Annotated in this window: 14 protein-coding genes, 1 tRNA gene and 5 pseudogenes; 2 read left to right on the top strand and 18 right to left on the bottom strand. The window is 52.1% G+C overall.

Features of this window, described 5'->3' with window-relative positions; translation table 11 throughout:
• Window positions 1-62 precede the first annotated feature (62 nt).
• The 14 genes and pseudogenes from der to rnr all read right to left on the bottom strand — a co-directional run.
• Window positions 63-1565 carry a ribosome biogenesis GTPase Der gene (gene der, locus JCM2850_RS13885; RefSeq protein ID WP_025872610.1) on the bottom strand — a complete coding sequence of 501 codons (1503 nt, stop codon included), beginning with the start codon at window positions 1563-1565 and terminating at the stop codon, window positions 63-65.
• A gap of 2 nt (window positions 1566-1567) precedes the next feature.
• A pseudogene (bamB, locus tag JCM2850_RS19515) lies at window positions 1568-2733 on the bottom strand (outer membrane protein assembly factor BamB).
• Window positions 2734-2746: 13 nt separating this feature from the next.
• Window positions 2747-3373 carry a YfgM family protein gene (locus JCM2850_RS13875; RefSeq protein ID WP_025872609.1) on the bottom strand — a complete coding sequence of 209 codons (627 nt, stop codon included), beginning with the start codon at window positions 3371-3373 and terminating at the stop codon, window positions 2747-2749.
• A gap of 15 nt (window positions 3374-3388) precedes the next feature.
• Window positions 3389-4203: pseudogene (locus tag JCM2850_RS19510) on the bottom strand (ATP-binding cassette domain-containing protein).
• Between the two features lies 1 nt (window position 4204).
• On the bottom strand, window positions 4205-5038 hold the full coding sequence (locus tag JCM2850_RS19505) for an ATP-binding cassette domain-containing protein (RefSeq protein WP_051525426.1): 834 nt from the start codon (window positions 5036-5038) through the stop codon (window positions 4205-4207).
• Window positions 5035-6294, bottom strand: a complete 1260-nt coding sequence (gene hisS / locus JCM2850_RS13860; RefSeq protein WP_025872607.1) for a histidine--tRNA ligase — start codon at window positions 6292-6294, stop codon at window positions 5035-5037. Before hisS ends, JCM2850_RS19505 begins: the two co-directional genes overlap by 4 nt.
• 20 nt (window positions 6295-6314) lie before the next feature.
• Window positions 6315-7558, bottom strand: a pseudogene (ispG, locus tag JCM2850_RS19500) (flavodoxin-dependent (E)-4-hydroxy-3-methylbut-2-enyl-diphosphate synthase).
• A gap of 68 nt (window positions 7559-7626) precedes the next feature.
• Entirely contained in the window at window positions 7627-8640 is a 1014-nt protein-coding gene (locus tag JCM2850_RS13850; protein WP_025872605.1) for a RodZ domain-containing protein, read from the bottom strand.
• Window positions 8641-8642: 2 nt separating this feature from the next.
• Window positions 8643-9371 carry a type IV pilus biogenesis/stability protein PilW gene (gene pilW / locus JCM2850_RS13845; protein ID WP_439645875.1) on the bottom strand — a complete coding sequence of 243 codons (729 nt, stop codon included), beginning with the start codon at window positions 9369-9371 and terminating at the stop codon, window positions 8643-8645.
• A gap of 11 nt (window positions 9372-9382) precedes the next feature.
• The gene (gene rlmN, locus JCM2850_RS13840) at window positions 9383-10471 is read right to left on the bottom strand and encodes a dual-specificity RNA methyltransferase RlmN (protein WP_025872601.1); all 1089 of its coding nucleotides are present in this window, start codon (window positions 10469-10471) and stop codon (window positions 9383-9385) included.
• Window positions 10472-10485: 14 nt separating this feature from the next.
• Entirely contained in the window at window positions 10486-10911 is a 426-nt protein-coding gene (gene ndk / locus JCM2850_RS13835; RefSeq protein WP_025872600.1) for a nucleoside-diphosphate kinase, read from the bottom strand.
• A 256-nt stretch (window positions 10912-11167) separates the two neighbouring features.
• Window positions 11168-11916 (bottom strand): annotated as a pseudogene (gene rlmB / locus JCM2850_RS19495) (23S rRNA (guanosine(2251)-2'-O)-methyltransferase RlmB).
• A gap of 4 nt (window positions 11917-11920) precedes the next feature.
• Window positions 11921-12475: a hypothetical protein gene (locus JCM2850_RS22030; RefSeq protein ID WP_051525424.1), complete on the bottom strand. Its 555-nt coding sequence runs from the start codon at window positions 12473-12475 to the stop codon at window positions 11921-11923.
• Window positions 12466-14673 (bottom strand): annotated as a pseudogene (gene rnr, locus JCM2850_RS19490) (ribonuclease R); the annotation flags it as partial. The gene JCM2850_RS22030 and the pseudogene rnr, both read right to left, overlap by 10 nt.
• A 43-nt stretch (window positions 14674-14716) precedes the next feature.
• On the opposite strand from rnr, the gene JCM2850_RS13820 reads away from it, so the two are divergent.
• Both JCM2850_RS13820 and gdhA read left to right on the top strand, forming a co-directional pair.
• A tRNA-Leu gene (locus tag JCM2850_RS13820) sits at window positions 14717-14803 on the top strand.
• A 1032-nt stretch (window positions 14804-15835) separates the two neighbouring features.
• A complete protein-coding gene (gdhA, locus tag JCM2850_RS13810; protein WP_025872596.1) occupies window positions 15836-17179 on the top strand; it encodes an NADP-specific glutamate dehydrogenase in 1344 nt (447 codons plus the stop codon).
• 92 nt (window positions 17180-17271) lie between these two features.
• On the opposite strand, the gene JCM2850_RS13805 is transcribed toward gdhA, so the two are convergent.
• The 4 genes from JCM2850_RS13805 to JCM2850_RS13790 all read right to left on the bottom strand — a co-directional run.
• Window positions 17272-18927, bottom strand: a complete 1656-nt coding sequence (locus JCM2850_RS13805) for a ShlB/FhaC/HecB family hemolysin secretion/activation protein (RefSeq protein WP_159105176.1) — start codon at window positions 18925-18927, stop codon at window positions 17272-17274.
• Between the two features lie 130 nt (window positions 18928-19057).
• Window positions 19058-20446, bottom strand: coding sequence for a hypothetical protein (locus tag JCM2850_RS13800; protein ID WP_148301287.1), 1389 nt, complete (start codon window positions 20444-20446; stop codon window positions 19058-19060).
• A gap of 742 nt (window positions 20447-21188) precedes the next feature.
• Window positions 21189-23108: an ATP-binding protein gene (locus tag JCM2850_RS19485; protein WP_081775086.1), complete on the bottom strand. Its 1920-nt coding sequence runs from the start codon at window positions 23106-23108 to the stop codon at window positions 21189-21191.
• Window positions 23083-23346 (bottom strand): response regulator (locus JCM2850_RS13790; protein WP_025872588.1); only part of this gene is annotated, 264 nt, incomplete at its 5' end. The genes JCM2850_RS19485 and JCM2850_RS13790, both read right to left, overlap by 26 nt.

The following is a 23346-nucleotide window of genomic DNA, read 5'->3' as shown; positions in this document are numbered from 1 at the left end:
GAGTGAGTCGACTTACAGAGTGAGTCAAAAGTAAAGCCGGATACTTGAGAAGTACTGCTAGATTACTTCTTTTTAAGTGCCGGCTTTTTCTTTAGGTTGCGCGCACTGGCCACGACGCCAGGGCTCTTTTTGCCGCTCTTGCGGCCTTCTTCTTCATTCTTGCGCGCGTTCAGGGCCGCACGTTCTGCGGTCTTACGTCTACGCATGCTGACTATGCCCTCACCCTGCTTACGCTCTTCTGGCTCGGCAAACGGGTTATCGCCTTGATTGAATTGCACACGCAAAGGTGTACCCACCAACTGGAACACCTTGCGGAAAGTCCCTTCGAGGAAGCGCTTGTAGCTATCCTTGATCCCAGCAATATGGTTACCGTGAATCACGACGATAGGCGGGTTGATCCCGCCCTGGTGCGCATAGCGCAGCTTGGGACGTATGCCCTTGCTAATAGGCGGTTGATGCTGCAGTACGGCATCGGCCAGCACACGGGTAAGCTGTGGTGTGGAAAGCTTGGCCATGGCCGCCTTGTAGGCGTCATCCACCGAGCTGAACAACTCAGTCAAACCCTTCTTACGCAAGGCCGAGATATAGTGGAATTTGGCAAAATCGAGGAATTGCAGCTTGCGGTCTATCTCGCGCTTGATCCAATCGCGCTTGTCTTCTTCCAACCCATCCCATTTGTTGATCGCTACTACTAGGGCACGACCACTATCCAGAATGTAAGCCGAGACATGGGCGTCCTGTTCGGTAATGCCTTCCTGCGCATCAACCACAAGAATCGCCACATTGGCTTCTTCAATCGCCTGCATGGTCTTGATGACCGAGAATTTCTCTACCGCCTCGAATACCTTGCCGCGCTTGCGCACGCCAGCGGTATCGATAATGGTGTAATTTTTACCGTTGCGCTCCAGATCCAGATAGATGGAGTCGCGTGTTGTGCCGGGCTGGTCAAAGGCAATGACACGCTCTTCGCCCAGCAAGGCATTCACCAGCGTGGACTTGCCCACATTGGGCCTGCCTACGATGGCTACTTTAGGTACTTTGCGCACGGCAGTGCGATCTTCTTCCTCTTCATCCGGGAAGGATTCCAGCGCCAGTTCAATCAGGTCTTTCACACCCTCGCCATGCGCGGAGGAAATAGACAAAGGATCACCCAGGCCTAGTTCATGGAACTCAGCGCTGACGATCGCGCGCTGCATGCCCTCGGTCTTGTTCACAGCCAAGAGGATAGGACGTTGACGCTTGCGTAGGCGCTCGGCAATCACCTTGTCTTGCGGTGCCAGGCCATTGCGCCCATCCACCAGGAAGATCACGATATCGGCTTCATCCACAGCCAGCAAAGTCTGCTTGGCCATTTCCTTGAGAATGCCAGTATCAACCAGGGGCTCGAAACCGCCAGTATCGACTACCAGATAAGGTTTGCTGCCTATGACACCGCGACCATAATGGCGGTCACGCGTCAGGCCAGGCAAATCCGCCACCAAGGCATCACGCGACTTGGTCAGACGGTTGAATAAGGTGGACTTGCCGACATTCGGCCTGCCCACCAGTACGATGGTAGGTAACATGTTTACTTTACGGATACGGCATATAAGCCGCCTTTACGGGTTTGCACCAGGAAACCATTGGTGCCCAGCGCAACAGGTTGTGCCATGATGGGGCTATCTTCAGTGCGGATGCGGGCAGCAAATGCGCCTTCATCTCGCTCAAGGAAATGCACATAGCCTTCTACATCTCCAACGGCCACTACGCCGCCCATGGGCAAGGGTGCACTCAGACGGCGGTTTTTAAGGTCAGCCTGGCGCCAGAAAGTACGGCCGCTGGAATAATCCAGCGCAAAGACCGCACCAGTCACATGCGAGACATACACACGGGCTTCTTCCGCACCCAGTCCGGTATAGCTGGAGATATCACGGTTCCAGGTTACACGGCCTGTACTACGTTCAACTGCGGCAACCCGGCCCTGGAAAGCAGCGGCATAGACTAGCGGGCCATCGACCACTGGCAGGCTGGTAATATCGGCGATACGTTCAATTTCAGTAGCGCCCTTAGGTTGCGCTACCGAGGCTTCCCACAGGGTCTTGCCATCGTCAGCGCGTACTGCCACCAATTTACCCCCGGCGAAACCAGCGTAAACCACGCCATCAGCAATGGTGACGCCAGCGCTGCTGCGCAGGCTAAGTGTTGGTGTGGCACGCTCATAAACCCATTTGCGTGCGCCATCCTTGATGTTGAGGCCAAAGATACGGCTATCTCCGCAACGCACTACCACCACACCGTTATCTACTTGTGGTGAACTCAGGACTTCGCTGCTGACTTTGGATTTCCAAAGCAGCTTGCCATTGAGGTCATAAGCCAGCACATAACCCTTGGGCGTACCAACCAGTACTTGCTCTGCACCCAGCCCTACTCCGCCAGTCAGACGCTCACCCACATTGATTTTCCACACTTGCTTGCCGGTAAGCGCATCAACCTTACCAATTCACCATTGCCACTGGCAGCGTAAACCTGGCCTGCGCCCAGTGCCGGGACAAAGTCGGCGTCGCCAGACTCACCCAGGTGGGTAGACCAAACTATTTTTGGTTGCAAGGAAGGCTTGAACTCGACCAGTTCAGCTGGGGGATCCACCGCATCGCGGCCAAAGACGCGCTCGGAGATATCGGTCTTGAGATCAGTCAGGGTGGTGCAACCGCCCACGGTAAAAGAGGCGGCAACCAGCAGAGATATTAAACGCAAATGAGCTCGCAACTTAAGTCCCCAGTGCTTCCAGCTTGTGTTCGGTGTACTTGTAATAGCTGCCTTCTAGATCCAGCTTGCTCAAGGCTTCCTTGTAAGCGGCCTTGGCATCATCGGCCTTGCCCTGGGCGACCAGAACATCACCCTTAAGGTCAGCAAACAAGCCTGCATATGCGGCATCAGGCTGGTTGGAAAGCGTCTTCAGCGCAGCGTCAAAGGCTTTTTCTTCAAATTGAATAGCGGCCAGTTGCAGCAAGGCAATGGCCTTTACCGCATCTTCCTTGGAGTTCTTGCTCGCCCATTCCAATTGCGCTTTGGCACTGGCAAGGTCTTGCTCCTGATAATTGAGCTTGGCCACTGCCACCGCCGCACGGCCAGCGTAAGGGGTGGAAGCGTATTTATCCATGATTTCACCGGACAGCGCCTTGATGGTCTTGCTGTCCTTGATGTCGGTAGCCGCCATCAGTTGATATTGCTTGGAGGCTTGGGCAGATTGTTGATATTGATAATATTTCCAGCCTTCATAGCCGGTAAAACTTACCAGAGCCAGTGCGGCAAAGCCGAGTACAAACTTGCCGTTGGATTTCCACCAACTCTTGAATGCATCTAACTGTTCCTGCTCTTCCAAATCGTATGCCATGCTATTTCCTAATGATTACGCCGCCTGATGCTTACGCCCAGGGATGGAGTTCAACAAATTACGTGTGTAGTCTTGCTGGGGCGCGCTGTACACATCCGCGACCTTACCTTGCTCGACTATGCTGCCTTTGTACATCACGGCAATATCGTCCGCGATATGCTTACTACACGCAGGTCATGACTGATAAACAGATAACTCAGTGACATTTCCTGCTGCAAACTTTTCAACAACAACAAAATCTGCGCTTGTATGGATACATCCAGCGCAGATACAGGTTCATCACAAATGACTACCTTGGGTTCCAGCACCAGAGCACGGGCTATGCCTATGCGTTGACGCTGGCCACCGGAAAACTGATGCGGATATTTCTTGGTGTCAGCGGCTGTGAGGCCTACTCGCTCCAGCATTTTCACCACTTGCTCACGCTGCTGGGCCGCATTGCCAAGCTTGTGTATCAACAAGCCCTCGCCCACGATATCGCCCACATTCATGCGGGGATTAAGGGAAGCAAACGGATCCTGAAAAATCATCTGCAGATGGCGACGCTCCTGACGTAAGGCTTCACCAGACAATTTGGCCAGGTTTTGGCCCTGGAACAATACTTCACCTCCATCCAGGGGCAGCAATTGTAACAGACAACGCGCCAGAGTGGATTTGCCACTGCCAGACTCTCCCACCACCGCCAAGGTGGAGCCAGCACGTAACCGCAGACTGACGTTATCCAGCGCCTTGATCTTGTTGCTGCTTAAACCCAAACGACCAGTGCGCTGGGTATAGGTTTTGTTCAGATTGTTCGCCACCAAGATGTCAGTGCTTGCGGATGAACTCATCTCAGGCAGCTCCTGCCTGTAGCCAGGCATAATCTATGGGTTTCAATGGCTTGTTGCCATCCGCATCCGGCACACAATCCAGCAAGGCACGAGTATAGGGATGTTGCGGATTTTGCAGCACATCCTTGACTGGTCCGGCCTCTACAATTTCTCCGCGGAACATCACCACCACATTGTCGGCAATATCCGCCACCACACCAAAATCATGGGTGATAAACAGCATGCCCATATGCATACGGCTTTTGAGCTCATCCAGCAACTTAAGAATCTGCGCCTGCACAGTCACATCCAACGCCGTGGTCGGTTCATCTGCAATCAGCATGGCGGGCTCACAAGCAATGCTCATGGCAATCATCACCCGCTGACGTTGACCACCAGATAACTCATCCGGGTAGCTGTTTGCGCGCTCGGGCGCTATCCCCACTTGTTGCAACAGGCTGGCCACTCTAGCCTTGATCTCAGCGCCAGACAAATCAAGATGCACTGCAAGGCTTTCGCCTATCTGATAACCCACAGTCAACACTGGGTTGAGCGAAGTCATGGGCTCTTGGAAAATCATGCCGATTTGCTTGCCACGGATTTTGCGTAGTTGCTCATGACTGGCCTGGGCAATATCTTGGCCCTTGAAATAGACATGCCCGCTCTGGCGGCGCAACTGATCGGAAAGCAAACCCATTACCGCCAGCGCAGTCAGACTTTTGCCACTGCCAGACTCACCAACGATGCAGGTGGTCTTGCCGGATTCCAGCGCAAACGAGATATTGTTAACCAGCAGACGCTCAGGCTCGGCCTTGGGACTGATGGTCAGATTCTCTATGCGCAGGAGTTCTGTCATGGCTGCAAAACCTTGATCGCTTCAGGAAGCGTCATTCTGCTTTGCTCGGCACTTTCCCGCAATGGCTTGAGGCAAACCAGACCAGCGGCCACTTCATCATCACCCAGAATCAGCGCATAAGGTGCCCCGCTCTGGTCGGCCTTTTTCATTTGCGATTTAAAACTGCCACCGCCAGCATGATGGCTGACAGCCAGGCCAGCATCGCGCAAATCTTCTGCCAGCTTGAGGGCTGCCGCAGTAGCGGCATCACCTACATTCACCAGATACACGTCCGGCGCTTGCACCGCGCTGATCGCACACTCTTGCATCAGCAGGAACACACGTTCCAGGCCTATGCCAAAACCACATGCGGTGGTTTCCTTGCCGCCCAGGCGCTGCACCAGGGTGTCATAGCGACCGCCGCCAGCAATAGTGCCCTGGCTGCCCAGCTTGGTGGTAACCCACTCAAACACGGTACGATTGTAGTAATCCAGACCGCGCACCAGGCGCGTATTCAGTTTCCATTGCACGCCAACCTGATCCAGCAGCCTGGTCAGGCCGTCAAAGTGCCCACGGCTTTCTTCACCCAGGGTATCAATCAGCCTGGGGGCAGCATCTATCATGGCTTGCATGTTGGGGTTCTTGCTATCCAGGATGCGCAGCGGGTTGGCATGCAAGCGGCGCTTGGCGTCTTCATCCAGCAGTTCCGCATGTTGCTCAAAATAGGCAATCAGTGTCTGGCGATATTGCAAACGTTCATTGGCATCACCAATAGAATTAATCTGCAGTTCGACTTCATCCGCCACACCCAAGGCACGCCACAACCGCGCCAGCATGGCAATCTGCTCGGCATCGACATCTGGGCCAGCGTAGCCAAAAGCTTCAGCGCCGATTTGATGGAACTGGCGCTGCCTGCCCTTTTGCACATTTTCATGGCGGAACATAGGGCCCATGTACCACAGCCGTTGCGGACCGTTATAAGTCAGGCTATGTTCGATCACAGCGCGTACGCAGCCTGCAGTACCTTCAGGACGCAGGGTCAGCTTGTCCTGGTTGAGTTGATCCACCCAGGAGTACATTTCTTTTTCGACAATATCGGTATGCTCACCTACCCCACGGATAAACAGCTCGGTGGGTTCAACAATGGGCAAACGGATATTGCGGTAGCCATACTGACTGAGTACTTCACGCGCGCTGTCTTCCAGCTTCTGCCAGAGTGCGGTGTCCGCAGGCAAAATGTCGTAAAAACCCTTAATGCTTTGAAACTTGTCGGACATAGATATTCAGCAGTACTTTTTTAGATCGCTTTAAGCGGAATGGTTTTAGGTAGTTTGCTTGTCACCGCCTGGCGCAAGCGTCCGCCTTCGGCGTAATGGGTGCGTACATATTCGTCGACGATAAGCTTGAAATCCTCAGCAATCCCCTCACCCTTGAGGGTGACTGTCTTTTCGCCATCAACAAACACAGGCGCTACCGGTACTTCACCAGTACCTGGCAGGCTGATGCCGATGTTGGCCAACTTGGATTCACCTGGGCCATTGACGACGCACCCCATCACCGCGACGCTCATATTCTCAACCCCTGGATATTCATTGCGCCAGATAGGCATTTGATCGCGCAGATAGTGCTGAATCTTTTGTGCCAGCTCCTGGAAGAAGGTAGAGGTAGTGCGGCCACAGCCTGGGCAAGCGGTGACCAGAGGCGTGAAAGAGCGTATGCCCATGGTTTGCAGGATTTCCTGCGCCACCACCACCTCTTTGGTACGTGACTCGCCAGGTTCAGGCGTCAGGGAAATGCGTATGGTGTCTCCTATGCCCTCTTGCATGAGCACAGACAGGGCCGCGGTAGATGCGACTATGCCTTTGGAACCCATGCCAGCTTCGGTCAGACCCAAATGCAGCGGGTAATCGCAACGGCTACCTAAGTCGCGATAGACCTTGATCAGGTCTTGCACGCTACTTACTTTGCAGGAAATGATGATGCGGTCCGCAGGCAAGCCTATATCCTGCGCCTCAGCGGCATTTTCCAGCGCCGACTGAATCAGCATTTCGCGCATCAGCGCTTCCGCCGTCAGGGGTTGAGCCAACTGGGCATTGGCATCCATCATGCGCGCCATCTTGGTTGATCCAAACTGCCCCAGTTCACACCTATGCGCACAGGCTTGTTGTAATCCATGGCAGCGCGAATCATGGCGGAAAACTGCTCGTCACGCTTGGAACCTTTGCCTACATTTCCGGGATTGATACGGTATTTTGCCAGGGCCTCGGCGCAATCGGGATACTGCGCCAACAGCCTGTGGCCATTGAAATGGAAATCACCCACCAGTGGCGCATCGCAGCCCATGTCATCCAGACGACGACGTATGGTACTGACCTGAGCCGCTGCCTCTGGAGAATTCACTGTAATACGTACCACTTCTGAACCAGCACGCCACAACTCGTAAACCTGCTGCACAGTGGCTGCAGCATCTGCAGTATCAGTATTGGTCATGGACTGCACCACCACTGGGGCGCTGCTGCCCACAGGCACATGGCCTATCATGACGGTCTTGGTTTGACGGCGACTGAGCATACCAAGCTCTTGTACAACCACTTCGGGATCGTCCACAACTACTCCAGCGTCAAGCGCGCCACGTTAACCTTGCTGTAAAGCGCAAGATCAACGGGCTTGTTATTGTATTCAAGGGTTGTACCCTTGATATTGCCCACCACTATTCTGAAAGGCGGTGTGCCAGCAACAGTATCGCTGCTATTGGCGGACAAGGTCTTGTTGGCAATCTGCTTGCCACTGGCATCATAGATGCTGATCCAGGTGGCTTCATTGGCGGTGAATTTGAGCTGGCCTGTTGCAGCGCCAGCAGCGGGACTAGGGCTTGTAGTCGCAGCTACCGGAGTGGAAGTGGTGGCAGGGGCAGCGGGCACAGCCGCAGTTGGTGCAGGGCTAGCGGGCAAAGGCTCAGCGATCACTGGGGCTGCAGGCTCAGTCAATTGAGCGGTGGTTGCTGGTGCGATGGAAGCCACGGGCAATTGCGCTTCTGGTAATTGAGCTGGGGCTTGCTCCGCCGATGTGGAATCCGCGGATTGAGATTCTGCCACTGCGGAAGCCGAGGAACTGACTGGCGCTGCATCAAGCAGCGTGGCATTACTGCTAGCGACCGTATCGCCGGGCAGTTTTTTACTGAAATAATCCATATAGGCAATCCAGCCACCAAGCAACAGAATCACCACTCCGGCTACCCAGGCATAGGTCCGCCAGCTACGGTTAGCCTCGCCTGAGATGACTATATTGGCGGAAGGAATGGCGATCGCCTGGTTATCCTGTACCGGCACATATTGATTGTAGATTTGCAATAAGGGCGCAGGATCAATGCCTAGCAACCTAGCATAGTTGCGGATAAAACCACGCGTGATGACAGCTTCCGGCAGGATGATGAAATCATCACTTTCCAGTGCATGTATCTGCCGTGGGCTCAATCGCAGGCGATTGGAGACATCGTCCACACTCAAACCCAGCGCTTCGCGGCCCGCGATCAGACTGGGACCAATATGGGTCAAGTGCGCACTGGGATTGCTAACAGTTGCAGAATCTACCGAGCTTGCCTGATCAGGAGATTGCTCACTCATACTTACTGTCCTGACAATAATTGTTTGGTTTGTTCCGAACTGGGGTAGCGCTTGCGCAATTGCAAGGCATAGCTGGCTTCAGCATCGCGGTCTTTCTCTAGTCGCGCCAACCTGATGCCCAACCAAAGCATTTCCGCTGTTGGTGTGTTGCTTTCCAGGCCAGAGGCTAGGTAATTGCGCGCAACGCCATAATCACCCCGGTTATAGGCAATAGCTGCCAGTTGGTAACCTGCCTGGAATAATTGTGGCTGCAATTGCAGCGCATGCTGCAGATACAACTCAGCGTTTTTGACATCCTGCTTGCGCAACAAGCAGGTGCCTGCATTCATATACGCCACGCCAGGTGTGACATAGAGTGGATTCTTTACAGCCTCGGTAAACTGAACAATGGATTCGTCTATGCGATTACGCGAGCAAAGAAAGCTGCCATAGTTGTTGCGGGTTTCCGAACTGCTGGGGTCAAGTTGCAAAGCCTTGCGAAAAGCTGCATCGGCCTTGGCATCTTCACGCAAAGTGCCATAGACCAGCCCCAAGCCATTCTGAGCAGGGGCATAATTGGGATTGATACGCACCGCGTCCTGAAACTCTTCCAGCGCCACGGCAATCTGGTTTTGGGCGTAATAGCCAGCACCAAGCTCAGTATGCACACGGGCACGTTCACGGCTGGCCTCGGTATCTTGCCTGGTTTCACTACCAGCACACGCAACCAGCATAGACGCTGCACACAACACCAGCCATCCCCTCACGCTACTACCTCCACCTTGATTCGGCGCAAGGAGCGCTTGGTCTTGTCCAGCACTTTGCCAGCCAACTGACCGCATGCGGCATCAATATCTTCACCGCGGGTCTTGCGCGTAGTGACGATGTAACCAGCCTGCATCAACACATCGCGGAAGCGGCGGATATTGTCCGGCTTGGAAGTATCGTAGCCACTGCCAGGGAAAGGATTGAAGGGAATCAAATTGAACTTGCAAGGCACATCCTTGACGATCTCCAGCAATTGCTTGGCGTGGTGCAGACTGTCGTTTATGCCATCCAGCATGACATATTCAAAGGTGACAAAATCACGCGGCGCTTTTTCCAGATAACGCTGGCAAGCTGCCATGAGCTCTTTGATTGGATATTTACGGTTGATAGGCACGATTTCATCGCGCAATTCATCATTAGGCGCGTGCAGAGACACGGCCAATGCCACCGGACACTCATCGCGCAGCCTATCCATCGCAGGCACCATACCCGAGGTAGAGAGTGTCACGCGGCGACGGCTCAGGCCATAGGCCGAGTCATCCAGCATGATATTCATCGCCGCGACGACATTATCAAAATTGGCTAGCGGTTCACCCATACCCATCATCACCACATTGCTGATGATGCGGTCACCCTTGGGGTCACGTCCCAGCGCTTTATTGGCCACCCAAAGCTGACCTATGATCTCGGCCACGCTGAGGTTGCGGTTAAAGCCCTGACGACCTGTGGAGCAGAACGTGCAATCCAGCGCACAACCCACCTGAGATGAGACACACAAGGTGCCGCGTTCATCTTCAGGGATAAACACGGTTTCCACACCGTTGCCTGCACCTACGTCAATCAACCACTTGCGAGTTCCGTCTTCGGATATCTGCTCCAGATTGACTGACGGAGGCACAATCACTGCCTCCTGCGCGAGTTTCTCGCGCAACGCCTTGGCGATGTCGGTCATCTCAGCAAACTCTTTGACGCCAAAGTGATGCATCCAGCGCATCATCTGCTTGGCGCGGAAAGGCTTCTCGCCAATACTCTGGAAGTATTCTGCGAGTGCTGCCTGATTGAGATTGAGGAGATTGACCGTCATAACACCTTTAAGCCTTAGCGGCTGTAGACGTTGGATTGTGCGAAGAAATAAGCGATTTCGTTCGCAGCATTTTCCAGGGAATCGGAACCGTGCACAGCGTTAGCATCGATACTATCAGCAAAGTCAGCACGGATAGTGCCAGCGTCAGCCTTCTTAGGATCGGTAGCGCCCATCAGGTCACGGTGCTTAAGCACTGCGTTTTCACCTTCCAGCACTTGCACAACGACTGGACCGGAGATCATGAACTTGACCAGATCAGCAAAGAAAGGACGCTCTTTGTGCACAGCGTAGAAACCTTCAGCATCAGCCTGGGACAGTTGCACTTGCTTGGAAGCGATGATCTTGAGGCCAGCATCTTCAAAACGTGTGTAGATCTTGCCGATAACATTCTTAGCAACTGCATCGGGTTTGATAATGGAAAGGGTACGTTCAACAGCCATGATGACTCCAAAGATTTGATGAGATAAAAACTACTACGGAAAGACCGATAAAATAACATTTTAGCAGCCTAAAATAAAGCCGAGCCGCAACAAACAGCCAGCTTTGCTTGCAAATTAGCGCCACTGCATGACAGCCGCATGTCATTTCATTGGCCTTGGGCTATGACCCTGAGCTCAGGCTAAAAACCTCGCACAAGCTCAAGGCATGCCAGGCAAGAAAAAACCCGCTGACGCGGGTTTATGTTGAGCGAATGCTTTACGCCTTGCTACGTTGGCGCCTGGCTTCGTAAAGACAGATACCACTGGCCACCGACACATTCAGACTTTCCACCGAGCCAAACATGGGGATGCTGACCAAGGCATCACAGGTTTCTTCGGTCAGCCTGCGCAAACCCGAGCCTTCAGCACCCAGCACCAGAGCCAGCGGCCCAGTCAAAGAGGTGTTGAGCAAATCAGACGGCGCTTCCGCTGCCGCCCCCACTACAAACACACCAGCTTCTTGCAACTCGCGCAGCGTGCGTGCCAGATTGGTTACCGCAATAAACGGTACGGTTTCAGCCGCACCACAGGCCACCTTACGCACAGTGGCATTGAGGCCTGCAGCCCTATCTTTGGGTGCAATCACCGCATGCACGCCCATGGCATCCGCCACACGCAAACACGCGCCCAGATTATGCGGATCTTCCACACCATCCAGCACCAGGAAAAACGGCGGCTCAGTAAGGCCAGATTCCAGCACATCATGGATATCTTTGTATGGAATGGGGGTATCCACTGCCTTGGCGATAACGCCTGGTGCCTGGCTTGCCCGCCTGCCATACCATCCAGCCTGGCGCGCTCCACCTGCATGACGCGCACATTGGCAGACTCTGCCAACTGCAGCAAATCCTTCATGCGCGCATCCACCCTATCCCTATCAATCAGGATTTCCTGAATGCTGGCGCCATGCTGGCGCAAACGACTTAAAACGGCATGAAAGCCAAATAAAATACGGGTATCACTCATTCAATCAACTTGCTTTCTTTTCCTTGGTTGTCACTTTTGCCGTGGATTTTCCACTTTTGGCTTTAGGTGGTTTTCCGGCCGCTTTATTAGCAGACCGACCCGCCACTTTAGTCGCTGGCTTTTCCGCCATCTTAGCAACAGGCTTGGCAGCCGCATTGGTATCCGGCCGGACCGCCACTTTTACGGTTGGCTTAGTTTCAGCTTTGGCTACAGTCTGTGCTTGGGCCTTACTTGCCGTGTTGCTTACGGGTTTGACTGCACCCTTGGCTACGGTCTTGGCAGCAGGCTCACGGCTTGCTGTCGATGCAGCAGTCCGGCGCCCACGTGGTTTTTCTGCTGCCTGAGGCACTGCTTTTGCATCACTCACGGTTGCTGGCTTACGCGCTGCCACAGATTTGCTTGCTGGCGTTTTTTCCGGCTGCACCTTAGCTGACGCAGCGCGACTACCGCCAGGCTTGCGCGCCGAAGAGGCTTTCACCTGTGCAGCGCTACTATCTCCTTCACCAGCTTCGCCATCAGCAGCTAACTTTGCCAGTTCGGACTCGCGTGCCACCAACACAAAATCAATCTTGCTGGTTTCCAGATCTACCGGCTCACCTTGACGCGCAATCTGTCACCCAGGCGGTAGCGCACACCTGTACGCTCACCCAGCATTTCATGTCTGGCTTTGTCGTAGTTGAAGTAGTCATTACCCAGCTCGGTCACATGCAACAAGCCCTCTACATACACCCCATCCAGCGCAACAAACAAACCGAAACTGCTAACGCCAGCCACGGTGCCATCAAACTCCTCACCCAGCTTGTCTTGCATGTAGTAACACTTAAGCCAGGCTTCCACATCACGCGTCGCATCATCGGCACGGCGTTCGGTCATGGAGCAATGCTTGCCCAGCTCCTGCCAATCACCAGCCTTGTAATGCTCGCCATTCAACACCGCCTTGATAGCGCGGTGAATCAAAAGATCGGGATAGCGACGAATTGGCGAGGTGAAATGCGCATAAGATTCGTAAGCCAAACCGAAGTGACCGATATTATCTGGGCTGTACACCGCCTGTTGCATAGAACGCAGCAATACAGTTTGCAACAGCTGCTCATCTGGCCGCCCCTTGATCAGGGCGAGCAGTTTACCGTAATCCTTGGCATGTGGCGCATCGCCACCGCCCACACCAAAGCCAAACTCACCCATAAAGGTGCGCAGAGCTTCGAGTTTTTCTGGCGTAGGACCATCATGTATACGATACAGCGCCGGGTGCTCGCTGCTCTTGAGGAAATCAGCCGCGCAGACGTTGGCTGCCAGCATGCACTCTTCAATCAAACGGTGCGCCTCATTGCGCGATGTAGCTTCAATGCGGTCTATCTTGCCGTTGTCATTGAAGACCATCAGTGTTTCGCTACTATCAAACTCAATCGCACCACGCTTTTCGCGCGCGCTCAACATCAGCTTGTACAGCGAATATAGATGCTGCACATGCGGCTGCAACCAGGCATACTCCTTGGCCAGATCGCCTTCAGGGTGACTGATCATCTCAAACACTTTGGTGTAAGTCATACGCGCTTTGGAGCGCATCACCGAAGGGTAAAATTTATATTGCTTAACCTGGCCAGTGGCACTGATCTGCATATCGCAAATCATGCACAGGCGCTCCACATCGGGGTTGAGAGAACACAAACCATTGGAGAGCGCTTCCGGCAGCATGGGGATTACACGGCGCGGGAAATACACGGAATTACCGCGCTCATAAGCGTCGTGGTCCAGCGCATCACCGGGCTTGACGTAGAAACTCACGTCAGCAATCGCCACCACCAGACGCCAGCCCTTGCCTTGCGGCTCACAGTAAACGGCGTCATCAAAATCACGCGCGGTTTCGCCATCAATCGTAATCAGCGGCAATTCACGCAGATCTATACGGCCTTTCCAGTCAGCGGCGCGTACCTGTTTGGGATATTTTTCGGCTTGCTTGATCGCAGCCGCAGCAAACACATGCGGCAATTGATGCTTGCGCAGCGCAATTTCAATTTCCATGCCTGAATCCGCGTAATTACCCAGCACCTCAATCACTTTGCCAACAGGCTTGGCGTGTGCAGAAGGTTGCTCGGTCAGCTCAACCATCACAACCTGGCCATCCTTGGCGCCCATGTCCAGATGGTAGGGAATCAGAATATCCTGATTAACGCGTTTATCTTCCGCCGCAACGATGGTCACACCATGACTACTGATTACACGACCTACCAGGGTCTTAGTGGAACGTTCCAGCACCTCAACAATTCGCCCTTCAGGACGACCGCGCCTATCCAGCCCCGCTGGGCGCACCATCACCCTGTCCCCATGCATGACTTGGGCCATCTCGCGTGGAGATAAGAACAAATCATCACCTTCACCATCGGGGATAAAGAAACCAAAGCCATCTGCATGGCCCTGCACCTTGCCCGCCAGCAAATGGACTTTTTCGGCGATGCACAAAGCCCCCTTGCGGTTCTGGATAATTTGACCGTCACGCTCCATGGCGCTCAAACGACGACCAAAAATTTCCTGTTCAGTTTTTTTGATGCCTACCAGCTTATATAGCTGATCCAGAGGCACTGGCACGCCTTGCTCCGCCATGACTGACAGAATAAATTCTCGACTAGGCAATGGGTTAGCATAATTTGCCGATTCACGCTCAGCAAAGGGATCTACGGCCCGCTGTTGTTTTGCTTTGTGGGGTGCAGCGGTCTTTTTCACAATTTTCTTTTTAGTCTGATTTTTTTTCGTTGACAAAGTGTAACTTTCCTATAGAATGCGCGGCTCATCGTTGATCGATGCCCAGATGGCGGAATTGGTAGACGCGCTAGGTTCAGGTCCTAGTGGTGGCAACACTGTGGAGGTTCGAGTCCTCTTCTGGGCACCATCCCAACAATACAAATAACCAGTGATTTGAAGGCTTAGTCCCGAGAATGCTGGTTTTTTTGTATCCAAAGCACCCTCCACAATTTTCATGCTTGCGCATGACATAAGCAACAGTTGTCGCATGTAACACCGGATGTACCGATTGACGTTCTACCTTATGTGGCCCTTATAGCAAGAGCCATCATGCATGACCTTGGGCGGAAACAACTGTTTCGCTACTCCATACCAGCTAATGCCAGGATGCACCCTTGGTCGCGAAGCGGACATAGTAGCAGGAAAGCCCCTGACCTTCCCAAATATCAATTAAGCTCATTTCAAGCCCAGTAGAGTTTTAATCAAAAGGCTGCTGATGGATGCAGGGGAAAAAGGAGAGAACTGTTTAGCAGGACAACAGGAATTTGAAACGCGATTATTTCAACAAATAGTGTTCAGTCCCACCAAAGCAGGATTACAGCCAAATATTGAGAGTTACTACAACCTATGCAAACCAAAGGGTATAGGCCAGCCATATACAGAAACTCAATATAATCAACAACACCAACAAATCCAGCCATATCCCAGAATTTTTCATCACACACCTCGCTCTCCGGCCTTGAGGCGAAAACAGCCTCAACCATAACTCATGGATATCTCCGGGGGGGATGGGATTACAGCTAGGGAAGTACTGTAATAATAAATACAAGTCACCTATATGTTGATAGACACAGAGACTAGTGACAAGTTGCAAAAAACCGGGCTTTGCACTTATTTATCTAAACCATTTCACCCAAGCTACTTGAACAATTACCGCACTAAGGGGCTAACACTTCAGGATCAGCGCCCTCACACACCCTAGCTTGGAAGATGATAGTGATATCTGAAGCTAATGCTGCATGGCCTTATATCCGCTTGCATACTGTGCAGGAACCGCTATTGACGCTTCTCTAGCATTCGCCAAATGCACCACAATTGAGCGAATGAATTATTTTGGTGCACAATCCATCGCAATAAGAGAAAATGCACTGTTTTGGAGCAAACCTAGAGGAGTTTTTCAATGAAGTATCAATCGGCGCATGAATTTATTGCCGTCGTCGCCAAGCAAAATCCCGGTCAAATCGAATATCTGCAAGCAGTCACTGAAGTGGTTGAGAGCTTGTGGCCCTTCATCAGCGACCACCCCCGTTATGCCGAGCATGGGGTACTGGATAGACTGATTGAGCCAGAAAGAGCCATTCTGTTCCGCGTTTCCTGGGTCGACGATAAAGGCGAAGTTCAGGTTAACCGCGGCTACCGCATTCAACACAATAGTGCCATCGGCCCATACAAAGGCGGTTTGCGCTTCCACCCTTCTGTCAATTTGTCGATTCTCAAGTTTCTGGCTTTTGAGCAGACTTTCAAGAATGCATTGACCACGCTGCCCATGGGTGGCGGTAAAGGCGGCTCCGATTTTGACCCTAAGGGCAAGAGCAATGGCGAAATCATGCGTTTTTGCCAGGCATTTGTCAGTGAGTTGTTCCGCCATGTAGGCTCTGACACCGATGTACCTGCGGGCGACATTGGGGTTGGTGCGCGCGAAATTGGTTATATGACTGGCATGATCAAGAAACTCACCAACCGTGCCGACTGTGTTTTGACCGGCAAGGGTCTTTCCTACGGTGGCTCCTTGATCCGGCCTGAAGCAACAGGTTACGGCACTGTCTATTTCGCCGAAGAAATGTTGCGCCACGCTGGCAAGACAATTGCAGGCTTGCGCGTTGCGGTTTCAGGCTCGGGCAATGTAGCGCAATATGCCATAGAAAAAGCCATGGCCTTGGGTGCAAAAGTCATCACCGCCTCTGACTCCAGCGGCACTGTGATTGATGAAGATGGCTTCACCACAGAAAAATTGCAGTTATTGATGCAGATCAAGAACCATGAATATGGTCGCGTCAGTGATTATGCAGCCCGCGCAGGCGTTAAGTTTGTGGCAGGTGCCAAGCCCTGGAGCGTTAAAGCAGATGTGGCGCTACCTTGCGCTACCCAGAATGAGCTGGACGAAGCAGATGCACGCACGCTGATTGCCAATGGCGTGATCTGCGTCGCTGAAGGTGCCAACATGCCTTGTACCGCAGAAGCCATGAAATTGTTTGACCACCAGCGCACGCTGTATGCGCCAGGCAAGGCGACCAATGCTGGCGGCGTGGCCACATCTGGCCTGGAAATGAGCCAGAACGCCATGCGTATTTCTTGGACCAGGGAAGAAGTCGATGCACGCCTATTTGACATCATGAAGGGGATTCATGATGCTTGCACACGTTATGGCACTCGCGCAGATGGCACAGTGAATTATGTTGACGGCGCGAATATCGCGGGATTCGTCAAGGTGGCTGATGCAATGCTGGCACAAGGTGTGATTTAAACTCCCCCTTGATCCCAGCCTCTCCAACAAAAGCACCTTAGGGTGCTTTTGTTATTTGTCCTCGCAGTTATCAACGCCGCTGAGCAAGCAGGCTAGAACGGTATGCCAAAGTTGAAGCCAAATGCCAGATCCTTGAAGACATTATTGCGCCCGCCAGCGGCGACCGCTTTGGATAGCGAGAAATCCAGATTGGTACGATCGGGTTGATTGCTGATCAGGCGTATACCCAGCGTGATGGATCTTAGGTGTTCGAATTCCTGAGCTTGCGTATGTTGATATGCGCGAGCGGCTTCAAACAGAAAATACGGTTGTATCGCGGCCACTTGGTAGTAAGGCAATTGATAACTGAAAGGTATGGTGCGATTCAGCTCCAAACCAATCCCCCAACCCGAGTCACCTACCAGTTGCCCTGGCCGATAGGCACGACCATGCTGATAGCCCCCAAATAGCACTTTCTCGGTAATAGGTAAATCATCATCAGAATATTGCAGTGTGGTGGATATAGAGCTGCCCCAGTGATTGGGAAAATAATTACGCTGTACATAATTCAGCACGAATTTGGAAAAATTAAGATCCACTGCAGCAGGCTGCACTAGTGCGCCGAAATTGGTTGTAGCGTCATTTTTGGCACCTAGTGCATCGAGTCCTCGGCTCATGGTCAATTGCAGACGCCTGGCGCGTGTAGGCGTTGAGTCACTGTAAATGCCACCAACTGAGACCGCTCTGACTTCGGTATTGCTAGTCAGCGCCCGGCCACTGGCTTTGCTGCGTATCTGATCCTCAAACTTGGTGGCGGTGAAAGATGCCGTTGCCAACAGGCTTCTATCCTGACGTAACACCAGAGGATAACTCAAGGCGACATTGGCACGCTGTGAAGTGACATGGCGGCCCAGCCCCGGCTCCAGGTCTGCCGTGGGTTTGCCATCATAGTCTGAGGCATCTACCCGGACGACCAATCCCTCCCGCCCCAGTGGCTGAGCATAACTCGCGGCAAAGTAGCGCTCGTTTTCACCTGAAATCAATGTGGAAACCGTGACTTCTTCTGCCAAGCGTGTATTGCCATTGGCCTTGAGGGTAATGATGCCTCGACTAAAAGGCTGCAGGCTTTCTATCCGCCCTACGCCATCGATGCTCTTGCGCTCTACCTTGAGCAATAACTCGCTCGCGCCATCCAACTGTTGTGGCAAAGGCAGAGATGCTTGAATTTTCAGGCCAGGCAGCAAGCCCAGCATGGTGGAATAACGCTCCATGGTAGCGCGCGTGAGCGGTTTTTCCGCCAAGATGGGCGCCACAATTTCGCGTAATTTTGCCTCAGTCGCTCCGGGATTCCCCTCAAATTTCACGGAGTTAACATGCCCTTCGATGACAATCACTTTAATGATGGGGTCGTTGAAGTTTTGCGTGGGGATATAGCAAAAGGATAAAGCCAGCCCTCGACTCTGGTAGTACTGCGTCACTTCACGTGAGAGTTCGATAATGCGGGCAATGGTTACTTTTTTATTGGCATAAGGCGCAAAAATGGCACTGACTTCCTCAAATGGCACCGCTTTGACACCATAGATACCAAAACTGCTAGGCTGCACTTCCGTGTCCAGCACCTTCTGCATTTCTGCAGAAATCCCGCTTTGCTGCTCCACTTCCACCTTGGCATTTGGTCGCGTTTTAGGCACATCCGCTTTAGGTAGAGTATCTACCGGGTTTTCCACAGCCTCTATATTGGGATGCACCAGACTTATGCTCAGAATCAACAGCTTTGTACAAACTTGCTGTAAAGGGTTGTTCTTTTTTTTGTTTATCATTCCAGCACACTGCTCCTGTGAAAAAAATCCCGGGACCACATTTGTCACCGGGATTTTTTGTTTCAGCGCTTGATTTTGGCTAACGTCCTAGGATTGCACCAAGGGCACCACCCAAACCAACACCCACATTAGTCCCTCCAGTATTGCTATTAGCACCTACTGCAACTCCTCCTGCCCCTGTCACTGCAACAGGTGTCAGTGTTGGTGGTTGAAGCAGGTTTTGCGGCAAGGCCAATATCGGTGCTAGCGGATTGCCGGTTTGTGGCACGTTATTCGCTGGATTATTGGGCAAAGCAGAGGTAAGCCCTGTCACCACATTAACCACGGGAGTCAATCCAGGAGCCAGGAAGCCGTTAGGTGCCAGGATATTGGCTGGCAACAATGCAGCTTGAGGATTGCCGTTTCTCAGTGCCTCAGTCACAGGTACTAGCACATTGTTACCCAGACCAGCCAGTTGTGCAGTATTCAAGTTCAGCACTGGAGCCCCAGTTCCAGCCACATTGCTGGTGAGGGGCACCAGCCCGCGCTGACCGACCAAAGGATCTAATGGAGTTACATTACCTTCCGCACTGGTCAAGGCAACAACCCCACTCTCACCGATGACTGGATCAAGCAAAGCGGGCTGCCCATTTCTGGCCTCGCCGCTGGTTAATGGCAGCACACCATTTTTACCTACTAACGGATCAGCCAGAGTTTGGTTACCGCCCGCAGTGGTTAGTGGCACAAGACCATTGCTGCCAATTACCGGATCCAACAAGGTATTGCTTGTTCCACCGGAAATGCCAGCTAGTACGGCTTGAGTCAAAGACTGATTATTTGTACCAAGCTGCCCACCTATTTGGGCCAAAGCAGCACCAATTGGGGTAGTTAAAGGCACCGCAATATTGTCGACTACGCCAGCAATCGGGAATGTGCTGCCATTCAAGCCACCGATAATGCCACCGCTGACTTGGAAAACTGGCTCTGTAATCGCTGCAACAACACCGGTCAGGCCGGATGCAGTATAGAGCGTTCCATTGACCACATCACTGGCGGCACCAACCACAGGGCCAACAATATTGCTCAATGGCCCTATGGCCTGTACATCCAATGCCTCAGTGGTAGCCCCAAGTAGACCTGCAACCGGACTCAGTGCTGGCTGTAATACCTCGCCTGTAGCATTGATTACTGGCGTCAAGGTTTCAGTCACTGGAGCTATGACTGTGTCCGCACCCTGCAATACAGGGGTAACTGCATTCCCCACCGAATTAGTAAGAGGTCGCACCGCATCATGGGCACCCTCGGCCACCGGGCCGATAGCACTGGCCAAAGGTGACACAGCGCTGGAAAGTGCTTGTGATGTAGGGGCCAAAGCCAAGGCGGTAGGAGCCAATGTATTACCCAAGACATTAGTCAGGGGCAATAGACTGTCAGTAATAGGTGCCAGAGTTGCGGTAACCGGGCTGATCGTCGAAACTAAAGGAGACACGATAGGCTGCAGTCCAGATAATACTGGATTCAACAGCGGATCAATTGCAACCCCCAAAGGCGTAATCACGGGATTTAAAGCCGAGGTAACGGGTGTCAAAACCCCATTAGTCAACCCATTGACCGTATTGATTGTGCTATTTAGCGCACTGGGACCTCCACTCAAAGTCCGTATGACAGGATTTGGAGGGTTATTCGCATTGGCAGCACTAGGGCGAACATTCCCATTATCACCGTCGTTACATCCAACCAATATAACTGATGAACACATGACCGCCAGACTGACGGCCCGACTTAATTTCCGATTCGATAAAGTAGACATGGCATTCCCCTCAAATTTGGAACCCGGGCAAGTTTTCCTTACCTCATGTAACTACAGACGAATCATTGATTGCTGGCTTTGCTTGCGCGGTGCAATCCATGCTCAGTGATCGTTTGTTGTCTCCAGTGAACGGAATTCCGCTCACACAGTTATCATATTTATCACTTTTGCAATAAGTGTCAATTTATTTGTGCACTTTTTCATAACTATTTTTTAGCGCAACTGTAAGAAATTAAAACATTTTTTTAAAAAATGCCCCGGGAGCGGCCTGCAAGGCCGTTAGGCACTGATCAGCTAATGAGCGTTAAATCTGGGTGAATATTTGAATGCAGGTGGGAAATTTACAACAGGGTTAAGACAGCAAAGTGAGATTAATTCCTCAAGCGCTAGCATTGCGCTAGGCTTGAGCCATTAGTTTGAATCAATCCTTGAGTTTTTTAAGCCAGAGTGTGACCGTAGTCCCCTCGCCCAACTCTGATGAGACATCAACCCAGCCACCATGAATTTCAACAATCTCTTTCACTAGGCATAAGCCTAGGCCAGTACCTGGAATATTGCCCGAGGTATCAGCCCGGTAAAAACGTTCAAACAAACGGCTGAGATGTTCGTTGGTCATGCCTATGCCATGATCAACCACGGACAAACCGACAAAGGAGTGCTGATACTTCTCTTGCTCGAGAATACTAAGATGGATTTCAGTTCCAGGCGCAGAGTACTTATGCGCGTTGGACAAAACATTCATCAACGCCTGTATGATTTTGTCGAAATCGGCAGATACTTTAAGCGCATGATTATTAAAATTAAAGCCAATGGCACGCCCTTCCCCACTGACCATAAACTCTTTCAGCGCGGTATCAACGATATCGGTCAGGCGATAAGGCTTGATGTCAAAGCTCATGCCCTTACGCGCTTCTATCTTGGCCAAATCCAATAGGTCATTGATGAGCTTGGTCAAGCGTGTGGACTGTCTATGTACAGTGGCCAGCATATCTTTCTGCTGCTCAGGCTTGAACTCGCGCTTGAGCAGCAGCTCGGTAAATCCATGGATGCTCGACATAGGCGTACGCAATTCATGCGCAGCCATGGAAAGAAACTCACCTTTCATACGATGCAGTTCGGATTCCTGAGTGATATCGCGGAAATAATGGATAGTGCCAACGAAACGGTTATCGTCGTCATGCGCTTCGCGTATAGAACGCTTGATCACGGTTAGCTTGGGTTGAGAGAGACGTAATATGACTGCATCTTGCAGATGGTGCCCTGCAAAGCCCTCATCATCGTCGCCCAGGCCAGAAAGCAAACGCTCAAAGGCGTCCTGTTTGATATCAATCAGCTGCGTTTGTACCAGCCCTGTCATTTTGAGAAAAGCTGGATTAACCGAGGTCAGCACGCCATTTTGGTTAAATGTTACAAAACCATCCGGGCTAAGCTCGAATGTGCTTTTCATAATGCCATGCAAGCGACCAGAGACTTCCAGCGCCGCTTTTTTTTCGGTGATATCGCGTGCTATCGCTATGTAATTACAGATATTGCCGTTAGAGTCCAGCAAAGGCTCAATATCAAGATCGACCCAATATTCACTACCATTTTTAGCGGTGCGCAATAATTCAGCCTGATATCCCTGCCCGTTTTCCAGAAGTTTGCGGATTTTATCTACAGTGGCCTCATCCGCATCCAATAAATCCCCAAGATAGCGTCCAATGACTTCTTCAGCCTTGTTGCCAGAGCGCTGCATATAGGCATCATTTACCCATTCAACATAACCCATAGCATTGGCAATTACCACGGAGTTATCAGACATTGAGACTATATGCGTCAATGTGCGGGATTCTGACTCGCGCATGGAAAGCAAGGCATGCGCCTGGAATAACTGTTTTTTCTGTACGGAAAATTTGCCTTTGGCAGTAGGCATACTGGCAACGGTATGTTTTGCGCTTTTAATCTCAGGCTGCGCCTTAGCAGACTCGGCTTCTAGCTTCGCCAAGCCAGCAGTATCTGTCACCCAGGGAAACAGTAAGAAAACCGCGCGGTTTTTCTTGTGAGCGGCAAGCTTGCCCCCCATCATCAAGCCGCTAGCTTTGTGTCTTAGCAGGCACAGCTCATCATTGACAGCCATCAAGGTGGTCAGGCAGAAAACCTCAATGGGTGCTGCAATATCAAAACATTCGGCGATATTACGATGTGGCAGCAACTCTGGATCTAGTTGATGTAGCGCGCTGCCACAATCCACGATAGTGAGCTGCTCATCCACAATCAGATGATAGGGAAAACTATCCAGGATATCGACCGCAGCGCTGGATGGAAGACTCGCGGGTCTAAGCTGGCGAATTGACCTGGGCATAATGACTCTCGGCCGTATTGGCAATCAGAGCTTCGATCACGGGCTCCAGCCTGCTGAGTGCAACAGGCTTGTGGAATACTTGCACACCTTCTGGCAAGCCGCCCACGTCCTTAATATAGTCATCATTCAGTGCGGTCAGCACGATAATGTTCAAGCCATCAAACTCTTTGGCGCGCTTGAGGTGCCTCAACATATCAAAGCCATTCATACCAGGCATATTGAGATCGGTGACCAGGAG

Origin of the sequence: Methylobacillus glycogenes JCM 2850, from assembly GCF_000617925.1 — a bacterium.
GTDB classification, from domain to species: domain Bacteria; phylum Pseudomonadota; class Gammaproteobacteria; order Burkholderiales; family Methylophilaceae; genus Methylobacillus; species Methylobacillus glycogenes.
This window is presented reverse-complemented; position numbering and strand designations above follow the sequence as displayed.

Excerpts from the sequence above, each read along its gene's own strand:
- der (WP_025872610.1), bottom strand. The coding sequence starts at position 1,565 with ATGTTACCTACCATCGTACTGGTGGGCAGGCCGAATGTCGGCAAGTCC.
- JCM2850_RS13875 (WP_025872609.1), bottom strand. The coding sequence starts at position 3,373 with ATGGCATACGATTTGGAAGAGCAGGAACAGTTAGATGCATTCAAGAGT.
- JCM2850_RS19505 (WP_051525426.1), bottom strand. The coding sequence starts at position 5,038 with ATGACAGAACTCCTGCGCATAGAGAATCTGACCATCAGTCCCAAGGCC.
- hisS (WP_025872607.1), bottom strand. The coding sequence starts at position 6,294 with ATGTCCGACAAGTTTCAAAGCATTAAGGGTTTTTACGACATTTTGCCT.
- JCM2850_RS13850 (WP_025872605.1), bottom strand. The coding sequence starts at position 8,640 with ATGAGTGAGCAATCTCCTGATCAGGCAAGCTCGGTAGATTCTGCAACT.
- rlmN (WP_025872601.1), bottom strand. The coding sequence starts at position 10,471 with ATGACGGTCAATCTCCTCAATCTCAATCAGGCAGCACTCGCAGAATAC.
- ndk (WP_025872600.1), bottom strand. The coding sequence starts at position 10,911 with ATGGCTGTTGAACGTACCCTTTCCATTATCAAACCCGATGCAGTTGCT.
- gdhA (WP_025872596.1), top strand. The coding sequence starts at position 15,836 with ATGAAGTATCAATCGGCGCATGAATTTATTGCCGTCGTCGCCAAGCAA.
- JCM2850_RS19485 (WP_081775086.1), bottom strand. The coding sequence starts at position 23,108 with ATGCCCAGGTCAATTCGCCAGCTTAGACCCGCGAGTCTTCCATCCAGC.